At 72.7% G+C, this 23,253-nt stretch carries 17 protein-coding genes; all 17 read right to left on the bottom strand.

The window, feature by feature from the left end:
* Nucleotides 1-41 precede the first annotated feature (41 nt).
* Complete coding sequence (locus ACN265_RS05940; protein WP_145921227.1) at nucleotides 42-1,052, bottom strand: sugar phosphate isomerase/epimerase family protein; 1,011 nt, start codon at nucleotides 1,050-1,052, stop codon at nucleotides 42-44.
* A 434-nt stretch (nucleotides 1,053-1,486) separates the two neighbouring features.
* Entirely contained in the window at nucleotides 1,487-3,202 is a 1,716-nt protein-coding gene (locus tag ACN265_RS05935) for a ThuA domain-containing protein (RefSeq protein ID WP_421406291.1), read from the bottom strand.
* Nucleotides 3,203-3,262: 60 nt separating this feature from the next.
* Nucleotides 3,263-6,127: a carbohydrate-binding protein gene (locus tag ACN265_RS05930; protein WP_421406290.1), complete on the bottom strand. Its 2,865-nt coding sequence runs from the start codon at nucleotides 6,125-6,127 to the stop codon at nucleotides 3,263-3,265.
* 438 nt (nucleotides 6,128-6,565) lie between these two features.
* On the bottom strand, nucleotides 6,566-7,633 hold the full coding sequence (locus ACN265_RS05925; RefSeq protein WP_204926341.1) for a polyprenyl synthetase family protein: 1,068 nt from the start codon (nucleotides 7,631-7,633) through the stop codon (nucleotides 6,566-6,568).
* A complete protein-coding gene (locus ACN265_RS05920; protein WP_420119260.1) occupies nucleotides 7,630-9,078 on the bottom strand; it encodes an alkaline phosphatase family protein in 1,449 nt (482 codons plus the stop codon). The genes ACN265_RS05925 and ACN265_RS05920 overlap by 4 nt, the downstream gene beginning before the upstream one ends.
* Nucleotides 9,079-9,142: 64 nt before the next feature.
* Nucleotides 9,143-10,351 (bottom strand): metabolite traffic protein EboE, encoded by a 1,209-nt coding sequence (gene eboE, locus ACN265_RS05915; RefSeq protein WP_421406289.1) that lies wholly within the window; start codon nucleotides 10,349-10,351, stop codon nucleotides 9,143-9,145.
* Nucleotides 10,351-11,205 carry a TatD family hydrolase gene (locus tag ACN265_RS05910; RefSeq protein ID WP_421406288.1) on the bottom strand — a complete coding sequence of 285 codons (855 nt, stop codon included), beginning with the start codon at nucleotides 11,203-11,205 and terminating at the stop codon, nucleotides 10,351-10,353. The genes eboE and ACN265_RS05910 overlap by 1 nt, the downstream gene beginning before the upstream one ends.
* A complete protein-coding gene (locus ACN265_RS05905; RefSeq protein ID WP_357932202.1) occupies nucleotides 11,206-11,808 on the bottom strand; it encodes an EboA domain-containing protein in 603 nt (200 codons plus the stop codon). It lies immediately after the preceding gene.
* Between the two features lie 37 nt (nucleotides 11,809-11,845).
* The gene (locus ACN265_RS05900) at nucleotides 11,846-12,778 is read right to left on the bottom strand and encodes a sugar phosphate isomerase/epimerase family protein (RefSeq protein ID WP_204926336.1); all 933 of its coding nucleotides are present in this window, start codon (nucleotides 12,776-12,778) and stop codon (nucleotides 11,846-11,848) included.
* The gene (locus ACN265_RS05895; RefSeq protein WP_421406286.1) at nucleotides 12,775-13,668 is read right to left on the bottom strand and encodes an SCO3242 family prenyltransferase; all 894 of its coding nucleotides are present in this window, start codon (nucleotides 13,666-13,668) and stop codon (nucleotides 12,775-12,777) included. Before ACN265_RS05895 ends, ACN265_RS05900 begins: the two co-directional genes overlap by 4 nt.
* Entirely contained in the window at nucleotides 13,665-14,813 is a 1,149-nt protein-coding gene (locus ACN265_RS05890; protein ID WP_204926334.1) for an inositol-3-phosphate synthase, read from the bottom strand. Before ACN265_RS05890 ends, ACN265_RS05895 begins: the two co-directional genes overlap by 4 nt.
* A 459-nt stretch (nucleotides 14,814-15,272) precedes the next feature.
* Entirely contained in the window at nucleotides 15,273-16,481 is a 1,209-nt protein-coding gene (locus tag ACN265_RS05885; RefSeq protein WP_232378165.1) for a Gfo/Idh/MocA family protein, read from the bottom strand.
* Between the two features lie 20 nt (nucleotides 16,482-16,501).
* Complete coding sequence (locus ACN265_RS05880) at nucleotides 16,502-17,557, bottom strand: substrate-binding domain-containing protein (RefSeq protein WP_204926333.1); 1,056 nt, start codon at nucleotides 17,555-17,557, stop codon at nucleotides 16,502-16,504.
* A 128-nt stretch (nucleotides 17,558-17,685) separates the two neighbouring features.
* Nucleotides 17,686-18,807, bottom strand: a complete 1,122-nt coding sequence (locus tag ACN265_RS05875; protein ID WP_204926332.1) for an ABC transporter permease — start codon at nucleotides 18,805-18,807, stop codon at nucleotides 17,686-17,688.
* 31 nt (nucleotides 18,808-18,838) lie between these two features.
* Nucleotides 18,839-20,428: a sugar ABC transporter ATP-binding protein gene (locus ACN265_RS05870; RefSeq protein ID WP_421406285.1), complete on the bottom strand. Its 1,590-nt coding sequence runs from the start codon at nucleotides 20,426-20,428 to the stop codon at nucleotides 18,839-18,841.
* A gap of 115 nt (nucleotides 20,429-20,543) precedes the next feature.
* Complete coding sequence (locus tag ACN265_RS05865; RefSeq protein ID WP_204926331.1) at nucleotides 20,544-21,722, bottom strand: ROK family transcriptional regulator; 1,179 nt, start codon at nucleotides 21,720-21,722, stop codon at nucleotides 20,544-20,546.
* Nucleotides 21,723-22,071: 349 nt separating this feature from the next.
* On the bottom strand, nucleotides 22,072-23,199 hold the full coding sequence (locus ACN265_RS05860) for a YihY/virulence factor BrkB family protein (protein ID WP_420119267.1): 1,128 nt from the start codon (nucleotides 23,197-23,199) through the stop codon (nucleotides 22,072-22,074).
* Nucleotides 23,200-23,253 lie beyond the last annotated feature (54 nt).

Here is a 23,253-nt window from a genome sequence, read left to right as displayed (position 1 = left end):
GTCGGGCCGGTCGCCAGGTGGCGACCGGCCCGAAGTACGTGTCAGTCCTTGCCGCTGCTGAACGCCGCGTCGAACGCCGCCGTCGGGGCGTCGAACGCCAGCCGGCGGACGAACTCCAGCGCCTCCGGCGCGCCGACCAGCCGGTCCATCCCGGCGTCCTCCCACTCCACCGAGATCGGCCCGGTGTACCCGATGGCGTTCAACGCCCGGAAGCAGTCCTCCCACGGCACGTCACCGTGGCCGGTGGAGACGAAGTCCCAGCCGCGCCGCAGGTCGGCCCAGGGCAGGTGGGAGGCGAGCCGGCCACGCCGACCGTCCCCGGTGCGCACCTTCGCGTCCTTGCAGTCGACGTGGTAGATCCGGTCGGCGAAGTCGAAGATGAAGTTCACCGGGTCCAGCTCCTGCCACACGAAGTGCGACGGGTCCCAGTTGAGCCCGAACGCGGGCCGGTGGTCGATCGCCTCCAGCGTCCGCTTGGTGGTGTAGTAGTCGTACGCGATCTCGCTGGGGTGCACCTCGTGGGCGAACCGCACCCCCACCTCGTCGAAGACGTCGAGGATCGGGTTCCACCGGTCGGCGAAGTCCTGGTAGCCGCGCTCGATCATCGCCGGCGGCACCGGCGGGAACATCGCCAGCGTGTGCCAGATCGACGACCCGGTGAAGCCGACCACCGTGTCCACGCCGAGCTTCGCCGCCGCACGGGCGGTGTCCTTGATCTCCTCGGCGGCCCGCTGGCGTACCCCCTCGGGTTCGCCGTCGCCCCAGATCCGGGCGGGCAGGATGTCCTGGTGCCGCTCGTCGATCGGGTGGTCGCAGACGGCCTGGCCCACCAGGTGGTTGGAGATCGTGAAGACCTTCAGGTTGTGCTTGGCCAGCGTCTCCCGCTTGCGCTCGACGTACGAGTCGTCGGCGAGCGCCTTGTCGACCTCGAAGTGGTCGCCCCAGCAGGCGATCTCCAGCCCGTCGTAGCCCCATTCGGAGGCGAGTCGACAGACCTCGTCGAACGGCAGGTCGGCCCACTGGCCGGTGAAGAGCGTGATCGGTCGCGCCATCGTCTGTCTCCCCTGTTGTGGTGGGGATTCCTGAGCTGACCGGGGCGAGGGTGACCGGGCCGGGCCGGTACGTCGACGGCCGTGCCGGGTCACCGGTGGGTGCACACGCACCTGGGCCCAACGGGTTGCGCCTCCCGTCGGGTCACCGGCCACCCGCAGGTCGCCGCCCACCACTCTAAGCCCACCCCACCCCCCACGAAACCCCTCTCCCCCACCCACCCACCGACCCCCGCTCCCTGCCCACCAACTCCCCCGCCCACACGCCCACACGCCCACGACGATCAAGAGGTTTGCGTCACGCGGGTCACCCCGTCGTGACGCAAACCTCTTGATCACCGATGCTCAGCCCGGCCGGAGGGCCCGCCGGGGCCCGGCCGAGGGCCGGGCGGGGGGCGGCACGGCCGGGTGGGTGGGTGGGACGGGGCTGGGTGGGGTTACTGGGGGAGGGTCCACTTCTGGTTGGGGGCGGAGGAACTGCACGTCCAGAGCAGGACCACGGTGTTGTCGGCGGAGTTGTTGCCGGAGACGTCCAAGCACTTGCCCGACGCCGGGTTGCGCAGGGTGCCGTCGGACTGCGACGACCAGACCTGCGGGCTGCCACCGGTGCAGGTCCAGAGCTGGATCTTCGTGCCGTTGGCGGTGCCGCCACCCGAGACGTCCAGGCACTTGCCCAGCGCCTTGATCGGGCCGTTCGGGGTGACCGTCCAGGTCTGGCGGGCGCTGCCGTTGCAGGTGAAGATCTGGATCTGCGTGCCGTCGGCGGTGGCACCGTTGCGGACGTCCAGGCACTTGCCGGCCAGACCCTTGATCGGGCCGGTGCCGTTGGTCGGCGGCGGAGTGCCACCCAGTTCCTTGATCCGGATGTTGCGGAACGAGGCGTCGTCACCGGTGCCGTGGTTCTGGATGCCGATGTGGCCGGCGAGCGAGCGCACCGGGTTGGTGTTGGTGAAGTCGTTGATCCTCGTGCCGTTGAGGAAGACCTGGAGCCGTTCCCCCTCGACCAGCAGCTCGTAGGTGTTCCACTCCCCCGGCGGGTTCAGCGCCGCGTCCCGGGCTGCCTGGTCGGCGGCCTGGAACGAGTAGACCGAGCCGGTGGTCCGGTCGACGGTGTCGGTGGCGTCGATCTGCACCTCGTAGCCGTTGTCCATCGCCGAGTTCGGGTCGCTCGACGGCGGGAAACCGATCAGGACGCCGGAGTTGTCGTCCCCGTCGACCTTCCAGTCCAGCTTGAGCGAGTAGTTGGTGAACTGCTTCGCGCTGTACCAGAGCATGCCCAGCCCGCCGACGGAGCTGAGGGTGGCGTTGGAGTTGGTGAAGCTGCCCGGCCCGGCCTGCGACCAGCCGTTGGTGGAGCCGTTGTAGAGCGCGGTGTAACCGGTCTCCGGCCGGCAGTCGGCCTTCGTCCGGCCGGCCGCGTACCGGATGCCGCCGAGCAGGTGGGCCCGGAACGCCGGCTCGGAGTACGCCGACTGGTTGTGCCCGGCACCGGTGTAGAACGACCGGCCGCCGTTGTACGTCTTGCACCACACGTGCGGGTGGTCGGCCCCCATCCCACCCCCCGAGTACGACGACTCGTCGAGGTTGGCCAGCACGTGCGCGGTGGAGCGGGCGTTGGTGCGGAAGTTGTACCACTCGTCGGTGCGCTGCCAGGTCTGGCCGAGGTGGGCGGTGGCCGCGTGCGCGCGGTCCTCCACCCGTACGGTGGCCTGCTGGATGGCCGGGTGGGAGGCGAACCACGCCCCGACCAGGTTGCCGTAGAACGGCCAGTCGTACTCGGTGTCGGCGGCGGAGTGCACGCCCACGTACCCGCCACCCGCGCCGATGTACGACTCGAAGGCGCTCTGCTGGCTGGCGTTGAGCACGTCGCCTGTGGTGTTGAGGAAGATCACCGCCTCGAACCGGGAGAGGTTGGCGGTGGTGAACTGGCCGCCGTCCTCGGTGGCGGTGACGGTGAAGTTGTTGGCCGCGCCCAGGTCGCGGATGGCCTGGGTGCCGACCGCGATGGAGTCGTGCCGGAAACCGGCGGTCTTGGAGAAGACGAGCACGTCGTAGGCGGCGTCGGCGGCGGATGCCGAGGTGGCCGGGGCGGTGCAGGCGAGGGCGGCGAGGACGGCGGTGGCCGCGCCGAGAATCGGTCGGAAGAGTCTCATGTCGTGCTCCAGTACGCCGGGGGCGCGGGACCGGACACCGCCGGTCCCGCGCCCGTCAGGTCAGGGCAGGGTCCACTTCTGGTTGGCCGCGGACGAGCTGCAGGTCCACAGGAGGACCACGGTGCCGTCGGCCGAGTTGTTGCCGGAGACGTCCAGGCACTTGCCCGAGGCGGGGTTGCGCAGGGTGCCGTCGGACTGCGCCGACCAGACCTGCGGGCTGCCACCGGTGCAGCTCCAGAGCTGGATCTTGGTGCCGTTGGCGGTGCCGCCGCCGTTGACGTCCAGGCACTTGCCGAGCGCCTTGATCGGGCCGTTCGGGGTGACCGTCCAGGTCTGCCCGGCCCCACCGTTGCAGGTGAGGATCTGCACCTGGGTGCCGTCGGCGGTGGCCGCGTTACGCACGTCCAGGCATTTGCCGCCCAGCCCCTTGATCGGCCCGGTGCCGTTGGTCGGCGGTGGGACGGTGCCGGTGTTCAGGGTGAACGCGTCCAGGTCGTAGAGCAGCCCGGTGCCACCGGCGAAGGTCAGGTAGAGCGTGGTGGTGCCGGTGGGTGCGCCGGACACCGTGCCGGTGACGGTGGTGAAGGTTTCCCAGCCGCCGGTGACCGGCACGCTGGCCTGCCCGAGCACGGTGCCGGTGGGCGAGCCGGCGCGGATCTGGAGGGTGCCGCCGGCGCCGGCCGAGGAGACCCGCGCGGTGAACGAGGTGACGTTGCCGATCTGGTACGGGGAGAACCCGATCCACTCCCCGTTCTCGATGTTGCCGACGGTCTTGCCGCCCTCGGCCGGGGTCTTGTCGTAGAGGGTCACGCCGGACGAGGTCTTGAAGTGCTCGGCCTGCCGGTGCCGGGGCTGGAGGGTGTGCTGGGTGTGCGTGGTGAGGCCACCGGCGTCGGTGTACTCGGCGTCGAAGATGGCGAAGATGTTCGCCGCGTCGTCGTGCTCGCCGTCGACCGGGATGGTGATCGTGCCGGAGCAGCCGTCGACCGAGGAGATCTGGTGACCGTGCTGGTCGTGGCCGAGCACGTAGGTCATCTTGACCTTGGTGCAGTCGACCGTGCCGTCCTCGGGGTCGGTGACGGTGATGCTGAACGGCACCGTGTCCCCGAAGGAGAACAGCGAGCCGTCGACCGGGCCGGTGATGGTGACCGTCGGGGCGGTGTTGCCGACGTTGACCGTCACGCTGTTCGTGCCGGTCGCCCCCTGCGGGTCCCGCACGGTGAGCGTCGCGGTGTACGAGCCGTCCGTGGTGTACGTCTTCGTCGGGTTGGCCGCCGTGGAGGTGGTGCCGTCGCCGAACGCCCACGAGTAGGTCAACGCGCCGCCCTCGGGGTCGGCGGAGCCGGCCGAGGAGAAGTTCACGGTCAGCGGCGCGGGACCGGAGGTCCGGTCGGCGCTCGCCCGGGCGGCCGGCGCCCGGTTGCCGACGCCGACGTAGTCGAAGCGGTACAGGGCCGAGTTGGCGTCACCGTTGTAGTAGCCGGTGCCGTAGTCGAGCAGGTAGTACGCCCCGTCGGGACCGAACGCGGAGTCCATCACCTGCTTGCCCACCCAGGGGAAGCTGTCGATGGTGCCGGGCGACCCGTCGGCGTTGACGTGGATCGGCTTGACCCAGCCCCGGCCGAACTCGGTGGCGAAGAACAGCCCGTCGAAGCTCTGCGGGAACTTCGTCGCCGAGGGGTTGTTCGGGTCGTACCGGTAGACCGGGCCGGCGGCCGGCGACTCGGAGCCGCTGCCGAACGCGGCCGGGCTGCCGGAGTCGCCGCCGTACTTGATCCAGGAGGGCTTGGCCGGCGGGAGGGTGGTCAGACCGGTGTTGCGGAACGAGTTGTTGGTCGGCCCGCCGGTGCAGTTGAACTTCGGGCCGGTCGAGTTGGTGGCGAAGTTCCACTCGTTGTACGTCTCGGACGTGGTGTTGGTACCGGTGCAGTACGGCCAGCCGTAGTTGCCGGGGCCGGTGACCCGGTTGAACTCGACCTGGCCGGAGGGGCCCCGGTTGGCGTTGGTGCTGCCGGCGTCCGGCCCGTAGTCGCCGACGTAGACGACGCCGGTGGCCTTGTCGACGCTGATCCGGAACGGGTTGCGGAAGCCCATCGCGTAGATCTCGGGGCGGGTCTTCGCGGTGCCCGGGGGGAACAGGTTCCCACTCGGGATCGAGTACGTCCCGTCGGCGTTCACCTTGATCCGCAGGAGCTTGCCCCGCAGGTCGTTGGTGTTGCCGGCGCTGCGCTGGGAGTCGTACGCCGGGTTGCGGTTGGTGCGCTCGTCCAGCGGCGAGTAGCCGGCGGAGTCGAACGGGTTGCTGTCGTCGCCGGTGGACAGGTAGAGGTTGCCGGCGGCGTCGAAGTCCATGTCGCTGCCGACGTGGCAGCAGATGCCCCGGTCGGTGCCGATGTCGAGGATGTCGACCTTGCTGGACATGTTGATGGTGAAGTCGGCGTTCAGGGTGAACCGGGACAGCCGGTTCACGCCCTGCCAGGCCGACCAGTTGCTGCCGGTGGCGGGCGCGTCGCCACCGGGGGTGGACAGCGGCGGCGCGTAGTAGAGGTAGATGAACCGGTTGGTGGCGAAGTTCGGGTCGACCCCGAGGCTCTGCATCCCGTCCTCGTCGTGGGTGTAGACGGGGATCGTGCCGATGGTCCGGGTGGTGCCGGCGGCGTCGGTGCGTCGCACCGTGCCGTTGCGGGCGGTGTGCAGCACGGACCGGTCCGGCAGCACGGCCAGCGACATGGGCTCGCCCATCTCGTTGACGCCCCGGGCCAGCTCGACCTGCTGGAAGTCGCTGGCGTTGATGGTGTGGGCGGCGGCCGGGGCGGTCGGGCCGGCGGTGGCGGCGACCGTGCCGGCGGTGACGGCCAGCAGCAGTGCGGCGGCGGAGGGTAGCCACCGTCGGGAACGGTGACCGGTTGGGTCCTTTATGGACATTGGAGGGCTGTCCCTTCCTGACGGATCACGGCCAGGGCGGGACGCGTGCCGCCGCGCCGGATGCCGGGGTGGTGGGGTGGAGTGGTGGGGTGTGGCAGGGCAGGCCGCGCGGCCGGGGGGTGTCCCGGTCGGCCGGTCAGCACCCTCGGCCGGGGCGCGAAGCGCCCGGCGGAAGGTCTCTCGTCGAGGGGTTACCGCGCCGCCGGTTCACCTTGACGAAACATGCCCGTGATGCCACAAACATTAATGGTGACCTATATCAATGTCCATACCCTCTGCCCACCGTTGTGGGTTTTCATCAGATGAAGCCCGCACCCCGGCCACCCGAAACCCGCACGGGAACCCACATACATCTGATGAAAGACCGGCCGCCGTGCCGGTCCCGCCACGCCGGGGTGCACACCCCGCACCGCCGCAGCGGGCCGGGGCGGCGACGGCTCAGTGCTGCCGGTGCACGGCCTGGTCGGCCAGGGCGGCCAGCGCGGTACGGGCCGGCTCCGCCAGCGGCACCTGGGCGAGCGCCACCCGGGCGGCGTCGGCCCGGACCCGGATCAACCGCTCGATCTTCTCCCGCGCCCCGGTCGCCTCGATGATCGTCCGCAGTTCGGCGGCACCCGCCGCGTCCAGCTCGGGATTGCCGAACAGGTCCCGCAGCCGGGCGGCCTGGGCCCGGTCGGCGGCGTCGCGGGCCATCGCCATCATCACCGTCGGCTTGCCCTCCCGCAGGTCGTCCAGGATCGACTTGCCGGTCACCGCCGGATCACCGAAGACCCCCAGCACGTCGTCGCGGAGCTGGAACGCGTCACCCAGCGGGTCACCGAAGTCGACGAGCGCGGCGATCAGCTCCGCCGGGGCCCCGGCCAGCGCCGCACCGATCTGCAACGGCCGGGTCACCGTGTACCGGGCCGCCTTCATCCGGATCACGGTGAGCGCGCTGGCCACCGACCCGTCCCCGACCCCGGAGACCAGGTCCAGGTACTCCCCCGCGATCACCTCGGTACGCATCCGGGCGAAGACCCGGTACCCCTGCCAGATCTGCGCGGAGGTCATCCCGCACTCGTGGAACATCTGGTCCGACCAGGCCGCGCAGAGATCCCCGCAGAGCAGCGCGGTGTTGCGGCCGTACGTCTCCGGGTCGCCCCGCCACGCCGAACGGGTGTGCAGCTCGGCGAAGACCCGGTGCACCGACGGCGCGCCCCGACGGTGGTCGCTGCCGTCAAGGATGTCGTCGTGGATCAGCGCGAACGCGTGGAACAGCTCCAACGCCGCCGCCGCCACCACGATCGGGCGGTCGTCCACGCCGCCGGCCCCCCGCCAACCCCAGTAGCAGAACAACGGCCGCAGCCGCTTCCCGCCGGCCAGCACGAACCGGTGCAGGGCGGAGAAGATGCCGCGCGGGGCACCGTCCGGCCAGTCCGGGCCCTGCCGGTCGAGGAACGCCACCAGCTCGGCGTCGAAACGGGTGCGCAGCTCACTGGCGTCGGTCGGGGCGGCGGTGAGCGTCACCGCCGCTCCCCCGCGCCCGGCGGGCCGGTCGGGGCCGCCGACGCCCCGTCGGCACCGGCACCCGCTCCCAACCCGGCCAGCTCCAGCAGCAGGGCCTTGACCTCCGTCGCGGCGAAGGTGTCCCGGGCCAGCGACGGGTCGGAGCAGAGCAGCACCGGACCGTCCGCCGGGTCGGCCGGCAACCGGCCGTGCGAACCGCGCACCGCCCGCGCCCCCGCGTCCAGACCCACCACGCTCATCAGGTAGCGCATGCCGAGCTTCTTACGGGCCAGCGCCACCCCCGCCCGCCGCTTCGCCGCACCCGGCGCGGCCGGGTCGAAGAACAGCTCCGCCGGGTCGTACCCGGGCTTGCGGTGGATCTCCACGTTCCGGGCGAAGTCCGGGGCGCGGGCGTCGTCGAGCCAGTAGTAGTAGGTGAACCAGGAGTCCGGCTCGGCCACCAGCACCAGTTCGCCGGCCCGCTCGTGGTCCAGCCCGGCCGCCGCCTTGCCCTCGGCGTCCAGCACCTCGGCCACCCCGGGCAACCCGGCGCAGAGCTTCGCCACCGCCGCCACGTCCGCCGGGTCCTTCACGTAGACGTGGGCGATCTGGTGGTCGGCGACGGCGAACGCCCGCGACGTCCACGGGTCCAGGTACTCCATGCCGTCCTGGGTGTAGACCCGCAGCAGCCCCTCGGCGCGCAGCAGCCGGTTGACGTCCACCGGGCGGGAGACGTCGGTGATGCCGTACTCGGACAGCGCCACCACCGTCGCGTCGGCGGCCCGTGCGGCGTCCAGCAGCGGGGCGAGCACCGCGTCCAGCTCCGCCGCCGCGGCGGCGGCCCGGGGCGAGGACGGCCCGAAGCGTTGCAGGTCGTAGTCGAGGTGCGGGACGTAGACCAGGGTCAGGTCGGGGGCCTGGTCGGCGAGGATGCGCTCGGCCGCCCGGCAGATCCACCGGGACGACGGCAGCCCGGCGCCCGGCCCCCAGTAGGTGAACAGCGGGAAGGTGCCCAGCGCGTCGGTGAGCGTGTCGTGCAGCTCCGGCGGGTCGGTCCAGCAGTCCGGTTCCTTGCGCCCGTCGGCGTAGTAGATCGGGCGGGGCGTGACGGTCCAGTTGACGTCCGCGCCCATCGCGTACCACCAGCAGACGTTGGCCACCGTGTAGCCGGGCTCGACCCGGCGGGCCGCCTGCCACACCTTCTCCCCGCCGACCAGCGCGTGGTGCTGCCGCCACAGCAGCACCTCACCGAGGTCGCGGAAGTACCAGCCGTTGCCGACGATGCCGTGCCCGGACGGCTGCTCACCGGTCAGCAGGGTGGCCTGCGCCGAGCAGGTCACCGCCGGCAGCACGGTACCCAGCTCGGCGGAGAAACCCTGTTCGGCGACGGCGCGCAGCCGGGGCATGTGGGCCAGCAGCCGGGGGGTCAGCCCGACCACGTCCAGCACCACCAGCCGGCGGCTCATGCCGACACCCCGCTGCGTCCGACGCGGCGGTGGCACCTCGTCGTACCGGGTCGGTGACGCTCGCTCATCGTCGTACTCCCAGGGTCGTCGGGACGGCTCGTTCGGCCGGGGTGAGGCCGAGGGTGACCAGTTCGTCGCGGGCGAAGGCCAGCTCGGCGGCGATGCCCACGGCCAGCTCCGCGTCGGTGCGTGGCCGCCGCGCCGCCGGCAGCACCCCCCACGTGTACGTCTCGACGTCCAGGTGGTCGCAGCCGGCGGTGGGGCCGGCGAGCAGCGCGGCCAACGCGGCGCGCAGCACCGGCACGGTGGAGGTCAGCGGCGGCTCGGGCGGGGCGTGCAGCGGCACGTGGTAGTGCACCCGCCACGCCCCGGGCAGCCGCGCGGCCAGCGCCGCGTCCAGGTCGTCGGCCGCGTACGCCGGATCGGCCGGATCGGCGGCGTGGGCGCAGCCGGCGGTGCGGGTCTGGTGCAGGAACCTCGGCTCCACCCAGCGGCCCAGCGCCTCGGCGTCGGCGACCGGGTCGGCCGACTCCAGCGCGGCGGACACCTGCACCTTGACCACCGGCAGCCCGGCGGCGCGCAGCCGGGCCAGCGCCGCGACGGGTTCCTCCCAGGCGCAGGCGAGGTGGGCCAGGTCGAGACAGATCCCGAGCCGGTCCGGGTCCAGGCCGCCCAGCAGGGCGGCGGCCTGCCCGCTGCTCTCCACCACGCAGCCCGGTTCCGGTTCGAAGGCCACCCGCACCACCCGGCCGGTGTCCCGCTCCACCTCGGCCAGGCCGGCGGTGAGCGCGTCGAGCCGGCGACGGGCGGTGTCGGCGTGGGCCGCGTCCCAGGGCTCCCGCCAGGCCAGCGGCAGGGTGGAGATGGAGCCCCGGGCCGCGTCGTCGGGGAGCAGGTCGGCCAGGATCCGGGCCAGGTCGAGGGTGTAGCGCAGCCGCTGCCCGGTGGTCCAGTCCGGGTGGTACACCGCGCCCTTGACCACCGGGGCCTGGAAGGCCGCGTACGGGAAGCCGTTGAGGGTGACCACCTCCAGCCCCCGGTGGGTCAGTTCGGCGCGCAGCCGGCGGCGGGCGGCCGGGTCGGCGGCCAGCTCGGCGGCGACCGGGGCGGCCAGCCACAGCCCCAGGCCGAGCAGGTCGGAGCCGAGCGCCTCCCGCACCGGCAGGGCGTACGTGTCGAGTTGGGCGAGGATGCCGGCGGCGTCCTCGGCGGGGTGCACGTTCGTGCAGTAGCCGAGGTGGACGGTGCTGCCGTCGGCGTGCCGCAGCCGCATCAGTCGCCGCCGCGCAGGATGGAGTTGCCCTCGAAGGTGCCGCTGGTCGGGGTGTCCAGGTCGGTCAGGTCGAGCCGGCCGGACTGCCCGTAGAACTCCACCGGGTTGCGCCAGAGCACCAGGTCGACGTCGTCGTCGGTGAACCCGGCGGCCAGCATCGCCTCGCCGGTGACCCGGGTGAGCAGCGGGTCGGAGCGGCCCCAGTCGGCGGCCGAGTTGACCAGCATCCGCTCGGTGCCGTACGTGCGCAGCAGCTCCACCATCCGCGGCGGCGACATCTTGGTGTCGGGGTAGATGGAGAAGCCCAGCCAGCAGCCGCTGTCCCGGGCCAGCTTCACGGTCACCTCGTTGAGGTGGTCCAGCGCCACCCGGCCGGGTGCGATGCCGCTCTCGGCGATCACCGCGAGGCTGCGTTCGACGCCGCGCGCCTTGTCCCGGTGCGGGGTGTGCACCAGGGCCGGCAGGTCGTGGTCGACGGCCAGCGCGAGCTGGGTGGCGAACGCCTCGTCCTCGGCCGGGGTCATGTCGTCGTAGCCGATCTCGCCGACCGCTACCACGGCGTCCTTCTCCAGGTAGCGGGGCAGCAGGTCGAGCACCGGACGGCAGCGGGGGTCGTTGGCCTCCTTCGGGTTCAGCGCCACGGTGGCGTGGTGCCGGACGCCGAACTGGCCGGCCCGGAACGGTTCCCAGCCGATCAGCGAGTCGAAGTAGTCGGCGAAGGAGGCGGCGCTGGTGCGCGGCTGCCCCAGCCAGAAGGCCGGCTCGACCACGGCGCGGACCCCGGCGGCGGCCATCCGCTCGTAGTCGTCGGTGGTCCGCGACGTCATGTGGATGTGGGGGTCGAAGATGCGCATTCACGCCTCCCTGATGGTGAGCCGGTCGAGCAGTGCGGTGGCGTCGGCGGGGAGCTGCCGACCGGCGGCGTGCCGTTCCGCGGCGAGCGCGGCGAGCATGGTGGCCAGTTCCCCGTCGGCCCGGTCGTCCAGGTCGGCGACGACGGCCAGCGGCACCCCGATGAAGACGCACTTGAGCACCGCCTGCCGCCAGGCGTCGGCGGTCAGGTGCCGGGCGTACGGGCCGAGGGCCGCGGCGACCAGCCGGGTGTCGTTGGTGCGGATCGCGTCGTGCAGCAGCGGCACCCCGGCGTCGCCGATCGGCAGCAGCGGCAGGGCCTTGAGCACGGCCCGCTTCTCGGCGGCGTCGCCGTACCGGTAGACCTGCTCGACCTGCCCGGCGGCCCGGCCGGCGGGCAGGGCGGCCAGCAGCAGCGCGCGGGCCGCCTCGTCGGCGCTCCAGCCGGGTGCGTCGGGCAGCTCGTGCCGGCCGCACCGGCGGGCGGCCGCCGGGAAGTACCGCGCGACCGTGTCGGGCTCGGCCGCGACGTGCCGCAGCGCGGTGTCCAGCCAGTCGGGATCGGGTGCGCCCCCGAGCGCGGCCCGCAGTCGATCCGGTGTCATCCGTCTTCCCTCCCCAGGTGAGTACGGTCGGCGGTGGTCAGGCCGCCCCGGTGGTGCCGGCGGGCACGGGTGGTGCGCCCACCGCGAGACCGGCCTGCCGGGCGGCGGTACGCAGGAAGTCCAGCGACCGGGCGGCCACGGTGGGCGCGGCGTGCGAGTGCCGGGGCAGCTCCACGGCGACGAGTCCCCGGTAGCCGCCGTCGGCCAGGGCACGCAGCACCGGCGGGAAGTCGATCTCGCCGGTTCCGAACTCCAGGTGTTCGTGCACGCCCCGGCGCATGTCGTCGATCTGCACGTTGACCAGGTGGCCGGCCACCTGGCGGACGCAGTCCGGCACGGTCGCCGACTCCAGGCAGCGGCAGTGTCCGATGTCGAGGGTGATGCCGAAGCACGCCGGCTCGCCGAGGGCCCGGTGCAGCCACCGCCAGCCGGCGATGTCCTCGACCAGCATCCCCGGCTCCGGCTCGAAGCCCAGGGTCACCCCGGCCCGGTCGGCGGCGGCCACCACCGTGGCGCAGCCGGCGACCAGCCGGTCCCGGGCCACCTCCACCGGGACGTGGCCGGGCCGGACCCCGGCCCAGAACGAGACCGCCTCCGCACCGAGGTCCGCGCCGACCCGCACCGCCCGTTCCAGGAAGTCGATCCGGCCGGCCGCCTCGTCGTGCAGCAGCGTCGGGGCGTGCTTGCGCCACGGGTCGAGCAGGTAGCGGGCGCCGGTCTCGACCACCACGCCGAGGCCCAGCGCGGCCAGCCGGTGCGCGACCGCGTCGACCCGACGGGCCAGCCCCGGCGCGTACGGGTCGAGGTGGTCGTGGTCGAGGGTGAGCGCGACCCCCTCGTAGCCGAGGTCGGCCAGCACCGTCAGGGCGTCGTCGAGCCGGTGGTTGGCGAACCCGTTGGTGCCGTAACCGAACCGCAGCCGCTCGACGGCTGGCGGGTCGGCGGGGGTGGTGGGCGGTGGGGTGGTCATGTCGGGGAGAGCTTCCGGGCCAACCGGCCGCCCAGCGGCGCGGCGAGCGCGACCAGCGCGCCGACCAGCCCGGCACCGGCCCGCGCGGTGAGCGCACCCTGCAACGAGGGCAGCCCGGTGATGCCGGCCCCGACGGCGGCCCGGACCCGGCCGGCGGTGGGGTCGGCGGCGACCCGGGCCTGCGCGCCGCCGTACCGGGCGACGTACCAGCCGGCCAGGCCGACCGGCAACGCGGCGGCGACCGCCCCGGCCCGGGGGCCCGGGGCCGGCGTCGCGGTGGCACGGCGGGGCAGGGTGGTGGCGGCCAGCGCGACCAGGGCGGTGCCGGCGAGGGTACGCCGGGGCAGCGCCGCGTCGGCGCCGCTGACCTCGCGTCGGGACAGGGCGGTGACCGTCCAGGTGTGCGCGGCGACGGTGAGCGCCGCCGGCAGCGCCCGCACCGGCCGGCCGGGGGACGCGCCGAGCAGCACGTCCAGCCCCCGGCAGGCGGCCATCACGACGGGACCGGCGGCGGTGTTCTTCGCCGCGAGGTCGTACCCCCAGATGGTGGCGGCGAGGGGGAGCGCGACGGCGGCGGCGCGGCGACCGCCCACGGCGGCGGCCAGGCCCAGGCCGGCGGCGGTGAGCCCGGCGGCGACCCCGGCGGCGGCGGCCGGGGTGATCCGGCCGCTCGGGATGGGCCGTTCCGGGCGTTCCTCGGCGTCCAGCCCCCGGTCGGCCCAGTCGTTGGCGGCCATCCCGGCCCAGTAGAGCAGCACCGACGCGCCGGCCAGCCCGGCGGTACGCGGGCCGAGCACGCCGGCCGCCGCCGCCCCGGCCACCAGGTCCCCCGGTACGGACAGCGCGGCCGGTGCCCGGACCAGCTCGGCCAGGTCGGCCAGGCTGGTCACCCGGCACCGCCGGCGTGCAGCTCCCGGGCGAAGTCGACGAGCCGCTGCCACTGCGTGCTCAGCGAGTGGGTGGGCGAGTCGATCGGGTCCTTGAAGAAGAACGCCAGCTCGGGCAGGGGTCCGACCCGGCCGGCGGCGTGCGCGGCGGCGGTGAGCCGGGCCAGGTCGAGCACCAGCGGGGCGGCCAGCGCGGAGTCGCAGCCGTGCCAGGTGAACTCCATCCGCATCCCGGTGCCGAGGAACCCGGCGAAGGTGATCAGATCCCAGGCGGTCTTGAAGTCGCCGAGGTCCTCGACGTAGTCGATCCGGGTGCCGCCCTGCGGCACGTAGCCGAGGGTCTCGCCGAGGACCCGCTGCTTGCTGTCCACCTTGGCGGCGTTGGCGCCCGGCTCGGCCAGGGTCGCCCCGTCGCCGCCGCCGAGCAGGTTGACCCCGGACCAGGAGCGCACCGCGAGGTTCCGCATCGCGAACATCGGGGCGAGCACCGACTTGACCAGGGTCTCCCCGGTCTTGCCGTCGTGCCCGGCGTACGGCAGGCCGCGCTGGGCGGCCAGCGCCGCGAGCGCCGGCAGGCGCAGCCCGGTGGAGGGGGTGAAGTCGACGTACGGGCAGCCCGCCTCGACGGCCGCGTACGCGTAGAGCGAGCTGGGCGGCAGCACCTCGTCGGTGCCGGCGAGGGCGGCCCGCAGGGCGTCCGGGTCGGCGTGGCCGGGGTGCGTGGCGGGGGCGGGTTCGGTGGCGGAGACGTTGACCACCACCACCCGGTCCAGCCGGTGCCGGTCGCGGAACGCGGTCAGCTCGGCGGCGACGGCGGCGGCCCGGTCGGCCTGGCTGCCGGCGGTGGGCGCGGGCCGCAGGTCCTCCTCGACGGCGGCCAGGTCGGCGGTGAGCGCGGTGGCCAGCCGGCCGGGCAGCACCCCGGCGGCGGCGAGCGCCTCGGCCCGCTTGGTAAGCGGGGTGGTGGCCACGTCGTGACCGCCGAAGACCAGGTCGGCGAAGGTGGGCAGGGCGGGCCCGCGCAGGTCGGGCAGTTCGGTGACGCAGCCGGTGGGGCCGGTGAGACCGGCCCGCAGGGCGAGGCCCCCGACGATGGCGGTGGTCGCGACGGAACCGCGCGCTCCCACCAGCCAGACACCCGTTCTCATGGTGCTCCTTCCGTCGGGTGGAAACATCGCGTCGGTCGAGTCGTACGGGTGGGGCGCGGGGTGGCCCCGCCCGCCCGTCGTGCGGGATGGCACCGGGCGCGGCGACGATGTCGGCGGCATCGTCACCGCATCCGGTTCCCGTACGGCGTGCGGACGGGGCTGGCAGGCAGGGCCGGTTCGGCGTCTCGGCCCTGCCTCCCCGCATCCGGCCGACGGCGGCGGCGCGCCTCCGGCCGGACGACTGTGGTTGGTGATCCGGTTTATCGGATCACGTTCATCAATGTTCTAACAGGCGGCCCTCCGGTGCGACCGGGGAATCCCGGTCCGGCCGCACCGGACGGCCGACGTGCGCGTGCCCCGGGCCGACGGCCCGGCGCACGCCCTCCGACACCGACCCCGGCCCGGCCGCGGGGCGCAACCGCGGCCGGTCCCTCGCCGGTCGGCGGCGGAGGTGGCTGGTCAGACGGCGAGCGCGGCCAGGGCCGGCTCGACGTCGGTCCACTGGGAACCGAGTTCCGCCGAGCGGGTCACCGCATCCAGCACGAGCTGGACCTGCAACGCGTCGGCGAACGACGGGGTCGGGTCGACGCCGGTGGCGACCGCCTCGACGAAGTCGCGCATCTCGTGCGTGAAGGAGTGCTCGTAGCCGATGATGTGACCCGGCGGCCACCAGGCCGCCATGTACGGGTGCTCGGCCTCGGTGACCAGGATGCGGGCGAACCCCTGCTCGGCCGTCGGCCGGGTGGCGTCGTAGAACTCCAGTTCGTTGAGGCGTTCGAGGTCGAACACCACCGAACCAAGCGAACCGTTGATCTCCACCCGGAGGGCGTTCTTGCGGCCGGTGGCGAACCGGGTCGCCTCGTACGTGGCCAGTGCCCCGTCGTCCAGCCGGGCCACGAAGATCGCGGCGTCGTCGACGGTGACCGTGCCGGTCGCCGTGGCGGTGCCGTCGACCTCGGCGGCCAGGCCGCTCGACGCGCCCGGCAGCGGACGCTCCTTGACGAACGTCTCGGTCACCGCGCTGACCCCGGTGATCCGCTGCCCGGTCACGAACTGGGTCAGGTCGATGATGTGCGCCCCGATGTCACCGAGGGCACCGGAGCCCGCCTTGTCCTTCTCCAGCCTCCAGACCAGGGGGAACTGCGGATCGACGATCCAGTCCTGCAGGTACGTCGCCCGGACGTGCCGGATCGTCCCCAGCCGTCCTTCGGCGACGAGCTGTCGCATCAGGGCGACGGCGGGCACCCGGCGGTAGTTGAACCCGCACATGGACCGGACCCCGGCGGCTGCCGCGGTGGTCGCGGCGGCGGTCATCGCCCGCGCCTCGTCCACCGTGTTGGCCAGCGGTTTCTCGCAGATCACGTGCTTGCCGGCGGCGAGCGCGGCGAGGGCGATCTCGGCGTGGCTGTCACCTGGTGTGCAGATGTCGACCACGTCGATGTCGTCCGAGGTGACCAGGGCACGCCAGTCGGTGGTGTGCGCGTCCCAGCCCAGCCGGTCGGCTGCCTCGGCGACCTTCGCGGCGTCCCGGCCGCAGATCTTCGCCATCCGAACCCGGGCGGGCAGGTCGTACACCCGGTTCACGGTGCGCCACGCCTGTGAGTGCGCGGCGCCCATGAACGAATACCCGATCATCCCGATCCGGAGTTCGCTGTCGTGAGTGGACAAGGTGGGTCTCCCCCCGTGTATCAGAACCCGAGCTTGAGGTAGTTGCTCGCGTTCTCCTTGGTGATCGTCTCCGAGGCGAGCACGATCTCCTTGGGCACCTGGAGTTCCACCAGGTCGGACATGCCCTTGCCCTGGGCGATGAGACGCGCCAGGGAGATGGCCGAGGAGGCCATCGACGGGCTGTAGGTCACGGTCGCCTTGAGCACCGTGTTGTCGGCCTGGATGTCCTCCATGGCCTTCTTCGAGCCGGCGCCGCCGACCATGAAGAACTCCTTGCGGTTGGCCTGGTTGACCGCGGCCAGCACACCGATGCCCTGGTCGTCGTCGTGGTTCCAGACCGCGTCGATCTTCGGCAGGGCCTGGAACAGCCCGGTGGCCGCCTGCTGGCCGGAGTCGGCGGTGAACTCCGCCGGCCGCCGGTTGGCCACCTTGAACCCGGCCGTGGCCAGGGTGTCGGCGAAGCCCTTGGACCGCTGCTGGGTCAGCTCCAGCGAGTCGATGCCGGGGATCTCACCGATGATCGGGTTGCTGACGCCCTTGGCCTTGAGCTGCTCCACGATGAAGTTCGCGGCGGCCACGCCCATGCCGTAGTTGTCGCCCATGATCTGCAGCCGGTAGGCCAGCGCGTCGGGGAACGCCCGGTCCAGGTTGACCACCGGGATGCCGGCCTTCATCGACTCCAGGCCGAACGCGTTGAGCTCCTTGCCGTCGTGCGGCAGCACCACGATGACGTCCGGCTTCTGGGCGACCAGGGTGGACAGCGCCGCCCGCTGGGCCGCGGCGTCCGCGCCGGCCTCGACGGTCTTGAAGTCCACGTCCGAGTACGCGCCGGCCTGCGCCTTGGCGTTGTTGGTGATGGCGGCGATCCAGCCGTGGTCGGCGGCGGGGGCGGAGAAGCCGATGGTGACCTTCTTGCCGGGGGCGCTGTTGCCGCCCTCGGCGTTGTCGGCCGCCTTGGTCTGCGCCGCGGTCGGTGTGGACTCGTTGCTGGTGCAACCGGCGAGGAGCACACCGGCGCCGACCGCCGCGCCGCCGAAGAGCAACCGGCGACGGGACAGGTCACGGGGCTGGGTCATGACGACCTCCAGGAAATGACGGATGGTGGGGGTGAAAAAGGTTGTGCTGATCCCGGCCACCGTCGGTGGCCGCCGGAATGCGGTGATGCGGAGGGTCGGGACGCGCCCGGTGGGGCGACGCGTCCGGGTCAGGCGGGGGTGGTCAGCTTGTTGCGGCTGAGGAACTGGGTGACGCTGCGGAACTGCACCTGCTGGATCAGGACGGCGCCGACGATGATGCCGCCCTTGACCATGTTCTGGGCCTCGGTGGACAGGCCGTTGATGGCGAAGAGGTTCGTGATGGTGGAGAAGATCAGCACGCCGAGCAGGGACCCGATGATGGTGCCCCGGCCACCGCTGAGCAGCGTGCCGCCGATGATGGCTGCGGCGATCGCGTCCAGCTCGTACAGGTTGGCCATGGCCGCCTGGGCGGAGTTGGCCTGCGCGGTCAGCATGATCGCGGCGATGCCGCAGCACAGGCCGGACAGCGCGTAGAGCAGCAGGGTGTGCCGCCGGACGTTGATCCCGGCGAGCCGGGCCGCCTCCGGGTTGCCACCCACGGCGACCGTACGTCGGCCGAAGGTGGTGCGGTTGAGCAGCACCCACCCGGCGGCGACCACGGCGGCGAGGATGTAGACCAGCAGCGGGATGCCCAGCAGGTCGGTGCTGGCGATGCCGTTGATGAAGGAGTTGTTCGACACCTGGGTCTGCTTGCCGGAGATCTGGGCGGCCAGACCCCGGGCGGCGACCATCATGGCCAGCGTGGCGATGAACGCCACCAGCCGGCCGTAGGAGATGAGGATCCCGTTGACCAGGCCGACCGCCGCACCGACCACGATCGCCGTGAAGATCATGCCGCCCGCGCCGTAGCTCTGGGTCGCGACCGTGGTCGACCACACCCCGGCGAGGGCGACGATCGCGCCGACCGACAGGTCGATGCCACCGCCGATGATCACGAAGGTCATCCCGACGGTGACCACCCCGACCACCGAGGCGAGCTTGAGGATGGTCAGCGTGTTGCCCCACACCCAGTCCGGGTTGGAGTAGAGATCCCAGCGGGTCGCGGCGCCGATCACGACCAGCACCACCAGCACGCCGATCAGGCCGAGGTTACGCTTCGCGCCCTCACCCCCGTCGCCCTGCCAGAAGGACAACCCGCCCGTCCGGGGCTTCTCCTTGAGCGACGCCGTCACCGCCGGGTCTACCGGCGGGGACTGCGCCGGCAGGTCCGCCGGCCGGTCCGGTGTCGCGGTCCCGGTCGACTCACTCATGCCGTCACCTCGTTATGTCCACTGCGCTCGCTCATGCCGGCGCGCCTTCCATCAGAGACCCCGCCATGACGAGGTCGAGCACGGTGTTCTCGTCCAGTTCGCCGGCGGGCGCCTCGCGCACCATCCGGCCCTCCCGCATCACCAGCACCCGATCGGCCAGGCCGAGCACCTCGGGGACCTCGCTGGAGACCAGCAGCACGCCGACCCCCTGGGCGGCCAGGCCGCGGATCACCCGGTACAGCTCGGCACGGGCCCCCACGTCCACCCCCCGGGTCGGCTCGTCGAGCAGCAGCAACCGGGTGTCGCCGAGCAGCCAGCGCCCGACCACCACCTTCTGCTGGTTGCCGCCGGAGAGGGTGCGTACCGCCCGGCGCACGTCGTTGGGCCGGAGCTGGAGGTCGTCGGCGATCCGCTCCGCCTCGGCCCGCTCCCGCCCGGCATTGGTGAAGCCGAGGCGGGCGTACCGGGTGAAGGTCGCCAGGGTGACGTTGCGGTGGATCGGCTCGCCGAGCAGCAACGCCTGACTCTTACGTTCCTCGGGGGCCATGCCCATGCCGGCCCGGACGGCCGCGCCGACACTGCCCGGCCGCAGGGTCCGACCGCCCATCCGGATGGTGCCGGACTCGGCGCGTCGGGCACCGTAGATCGTCTCCAGCAGTTCCGAGCGGCCGGAGCCGACCAGCCCGGCGATGCCGACGATCTCGCCGGGACGGACGCTGAGCGAGACGTCGGCGAACTCGCCGGTCCGGCTCAGCCGCTCGACCCGCAGCAGCTCGTCGCCGGTGGCCGGCGCGGTCGGGCGGTCCGGGAAGACGTACTCGATGGTCCGGCCGGTCATCCGGGCGACCAGGTCGCGGGTCGGGGTGTCGCGGGCCGGCAGGTTCGCCGCCGTGGTCCGACCGTCCTTGAGTACGGTGACCCGGTCGCCGATCTCGCGGATCTCCTCCATCCGGTGCGAGATGTAGATGACCGCGATGCCCTGGGCGGTGAGTTCCCGGATGATCCGGAAGAGGTTGTCCACCTCGTCGTGCGCCAGCACCGCGCTCGGCTCGTCCATGATGATCAGTCGGGCCTCGTGGGACAGCGCGCGGGCCATGCTGACCACCTGCTTGCCGGCCGCCGGCAGCGCCCGCACCATCCGGCCGGGCGGGATCTCGCCGTGGCCGAGCCGGCTCAGGATCTCCCGGGTACGCCGGGCCATCAGCCCGCGCCTGACGAACCCGGCGACCTTCGGCTCGTGGCCGAGGAAGGCGTTCTCGGCGACCGACAGGTCCTCGACCAGGTCGAGTTCCTGGTAGATGGTGGCGATGCCGGCGCGCATGGCGGCCTGCGGGTTGGCGAAGTGCGCCGGCTCGCCGCGCCACTCCACCTGGCCGGAGTCGGGGCGGTGCACCCCGGCGAGCACCTTGATCAGGGTGGACTTACCGGCACCGTTCTGCCCGAGCAGGCAGTGCACCTCACCGGCCCGCACCTCGAGCTGCACGCCGTCGAGGGCGCGGACGCCGGGGAAGGTCTTGACCACGTCGGTCAGCCGGAGCACCACCTCACCGGCGACGGTGTCGGCGGGCGCCTCGACCAGCGGGGCCTTGTCCCCGGCGGCGGAATGCGACTCGGTGCTCATCGCGGGTCCTCCATTCGCGACTGCGGGGCTCGCAAACCCGGCTCACTCCTCGCGCTCACCCGCGTCTCCTTCGTTCGCGACTGCGGGGCTCGCAAAACCGGCTCACTCCTCGCGCTCACGATGCCTCCCCGAAGGCGACGTCGCTGGCGAGGACGGCCGCGCCGGCCACTCCGGCGCGCGGTCCCAGCTCGGACAGGACGACCGGCAGGTTGCCGGTGGCCAGCGGCAGCGAACGGCGGTAGACCACGCTGCGGATCTCGGCGAGCAGGATGTGCCCGAGGTGGGCCAGCCCGCCACCGATGACGATCATCGACGGGTTGGTGAAGCTGACCAGGCCGGCGAGCACCTGCCCGACCCGGCGGCCCCCGTCGCGGATGAGCTGGATGCAGGTGACGTCGCCCTCGACCGCGGCCTCGGCGACGTCGCGGGCGGAGACCGCACCCCGGGCGGCGAGCCGCTCGGCCAGCGCCGGCGAGGTGCCGGTACGCGCCGCGATGGAGGCTTCCCGGGCCAGCGCCGCCCCGCTGAACACGGCCTCCAGGCAACCGGCGTTTCCGCAGGTGCAGGCCGGTCCACCGGCCTCGGCCTGGATGTGCCCGATGTCGCCGGCGCAGCCGTCGGTGCCCCGGTAGACCTCGCCGCTGAGGTAGATCCCGCACCCTATCCCGGTGCCGATCTTGACGAAGAGGAAGTCGTCGACCGAGTGGGCCACCCCGCCGTGCCGCTCGCCGATCGCCATGATGTTCACGTCGTTGTCGACCACCGCCGGGCATCCGTGCTCGCGGCTGATCAGCTCGCGTACCGGGTAGCGGTCCCAGCCCGGCATGATCGGCGGCGAGACCGGCACCCCGTCGCGGAAGCTGACCGGGCCGGGCAGGCCGATGCCGACGCCGTTGAGCCGCTCGTACGCCCCGTCCACCCGGGCCTTGTGCAGCAGGTCGTTGACCCGGTGCAGGATGGCCTTCGGGCCGGAGCGGATGTCGGCCGGCTCGGCGTACGCGGCGACCGGTTCGAGCCGCCCGTTGACCACCTCGACGTCGATCGAACTGGCACCCATGTCGATGCCGGCGAACCGCAGGTGGGGGTTCAGCTCGACCAGGGTCGACCGGCGGCCGCCCCGGGAGGCGGCCAGTCCGGCCTCGGCCACCAGGCCCAGGCCGACCAGCCGTTCCAACTCGGCGAGGAGCCGGGGCCGGGGCATCTGCAACCGGTCACCCAGCTCGGCCCGGGACGCTGGCCCCTCGTCACGGAGCAGCCGTAACAGCTGCACGTGCAGGGGATCTGCCGTCCGCACGGGACTCACCTCCGCCTCAGGGTTCACATTGACGTCACGCCGTTGTGTTGTGGTCGACACAGTAGGAGACTTCCGTGGCACGTGTCCATAGCTTCGGTCGTTCCTCCGACAACTTTTGTCCGAACGAACAAAAGCTACTAGTGGATCAAGAAAAGGTTGACAGACCGAGAAATCTCCGCAACGACCTGCTACCGAGGCCGGGTGGGTGCCGCCCGGCGGGCCCGGAACGGGCGGAGGAAGCATTACCCGATCGCCCCCGGACATGACAAGACCCCGCCCCGCCACGGTCGACGCGGCGGGGCGGGGTCGGTGGGTCCGGCGGGCCTCCCGGAGGCCCCCGGAGGCGGGGTCAGCGGCCGGGGGCGGCGTTGCGCTTCTTGCGCAGCTTGCGGTCGTCGCGCAGCTCGACGTACGGCTCCTCGTCCGGGTCGTGGCCGGCGGAGATGGCCCGGCCCCGCTCCAGCTCGGCGTCGAACTCGGCACCGAGCAGGATCGCGATGTTGCTCAGCCAGAGCCAGACCAGGAAGATGATCACGCCGGCCAGCGCCCCGTAGGTCTTGTTGTAGGACCCGAAGTTGCTGACGTACAGGGCGAAGAGGCCCGAGACCAGCAGCCACAGCAGCACCGCCAGCACGCCACCCGGGCTGACCCAGCGGAACCCGCCGTGCCGGGCGTTCGGCGACGCCCAGTAGAGGATCGCGAACATCAGGCTGACCAGCACCAGCAGCACCGGCCACTTGGCGATGTTCCACACCGTCAGCGCCGTGGAACCGAGCCCGATCGCGTTGCCGGCCTGCTCGGCGAGACCGCCGGTGAAGACCACGATCACCGCGGCGGCGAGCAGCAGCACCCCCACCAGGGCGGTCACCCCGAGCCGGATGGGCAGGGTCTTCCACACCGGCCGCCCCTCCGGCACGTCGTAGATGCTGTTCGAGGCCCGCATGAACGCGCCCACGTAGCCGGAGGCCGACCAGAACGCGGCGACCAGACCGATGATCGCGGCGACGCTGGCCAACCCACCCGACTGGCCGGCCTGGTCGATCGCGGTCTCGATGATGGTGCGGATGTTCTCCTCCGGCACCACCTGCCCGACCGTGTCCCGGACCCCGCTGGTGGCCCGCTCGCCGAGCAGGCCGAGGATCGAGATCAGCACCAGCATCCCGGGGAAGATCGACAGCACCCCGTAGTAGGTCAGCGCGGCGGCCCAGTCGGTCAGGCTGTCCTCCTGGAACTCCCGCCCGGTGCGCTTGAGCGCCGCCTTCCAGTCCGCCCGGTGCAGGTCGGCGGGGCTGTCCGGGCCGTCGTCGGGGCCGACCGGCCGGGTGCCCACGTCGGCCTCCCGCCGGCCGCCGCGCCGCCGGTCACCGGACACCGGCCCGCCGGACCCGGGCTCACCGGACCGCCGGTCACGGTCGTGCCGGGCTGCGGTCACGGTGGCCGCGTCGTCGCGGTCGGCGTGGGTCTCGTCGGAGGCCATCGCCCCTCCTCGGGGATCTGCGGGTGTCGCCCTCCGACTTGCCCCGCCGTAGCC

It is taken from the genome of Micromonospora sp. WMMD730 (assembly GCF_049178955.1).
GTDB classification, from domain to species: Bacteria; Actinomycetota; Actinomycetes; order Mycobacteriales; family Micromonosporaceae; genus Micromonospora; species Micromonospora wenchangensis.
Note: the sequence above shows the minus strand (reverse complement) of the source record. Positions and strands in the feature narration are given on the sequence as shown.

Bases quoted from the DNA above. Each gene is read 5' to 3' on its own strand.
- ACN265_RS05900 (WP_204926336.1), bottom strand. From the start codon at position 12,778: ATGACCACCCCACCGCCCACCACCCCCGCCGACCCGCCAGCCGTCGAG.
- ACN265_RS05905 (WP_357932202.1), bottom strand. From the start codon at position 11,808: ATGACACCGGATCGACTGCGGGCCGCGCTCGGGGGCGCACCCGATCCC.
- ACN265_RS05890 (WP_204926334.1), bottom strand. From the start codon at position 14,813: ATGAGAACGGGTGTCTGGCTGGTGGGAGCGCGCGGTTCCGTCGCGACC.
- eboE (WP_421406289.1), bottom strand. From the start codon at position 10,351: ATGCGGCTGCGGCACGCCGACGGCAGCACCGTCCACCTCGGCTACTGC.
- ACN265_RS05875 (WP_204926332.1), bottom strand. From the start codon at position 18,807: ATGAGTGAGTCGACCGGGACCGCGACACCGGACCGGCCGGCGGACCTG.
- ACN265_RS05880 (WP_204926333.1), bottom strand. From the start codon at position 17,557: ATGACCCAGCCCCGTGACCTGTCCCGTCGCCGGTTGCTCTTCGGCGGC.
- ACN265_RS05940 (WP_145921227.1), bottom strand. From the start codon at position 1,052: ATGGCGCGACCGATCACGCTCTTCACCGGCCAGTGGGCCGACCTGCCG.
- ACN265_RS05935 (WP_421406291.1), bottom strand. From the start codon at position 3,202: ATGAGACTCTTCCGACCGATTCTCGGCGCGGCCACCGCCGTCCTCGCC.
- ACN265_RS05920 (WP_420119260.1), bottom strand. From the start codon at position 9,078: ATGAGCCGCCGGCTGGTGGTGCTGGACGTGGTCGGGCTGACCCCCCGG.
- ACN265_RS05930 (WP_421406290.1), bottom strand. From the start codon at position 6,127: ATGTCCATAAAGGACCCAACCGGTCACCGTTCCCGACGGTGGCTACCC.
- ACN265_RS05870 (WP_421406285.1), bottom strand. From the start codon at position 20,428: ATGAGCACCGAGTCGCATTCCGCCGCCGGGGACAAGGCCCCGCTGGTC.
- ACN265_RS05910 (WP_421406288.1), bottom strand. From the start codon at position 11,205: ATGCGCATCTTCGACCCCCACATCCACATGACGTCGCGGACCACCGAC.
- ACN265_RS05860 (WP_420119267.1), bottom strand. From the start codon at position 23,199: ATGGCCTCCGACGAGACCCACGCCGACCGCGACGACGCGGCCACCGTG.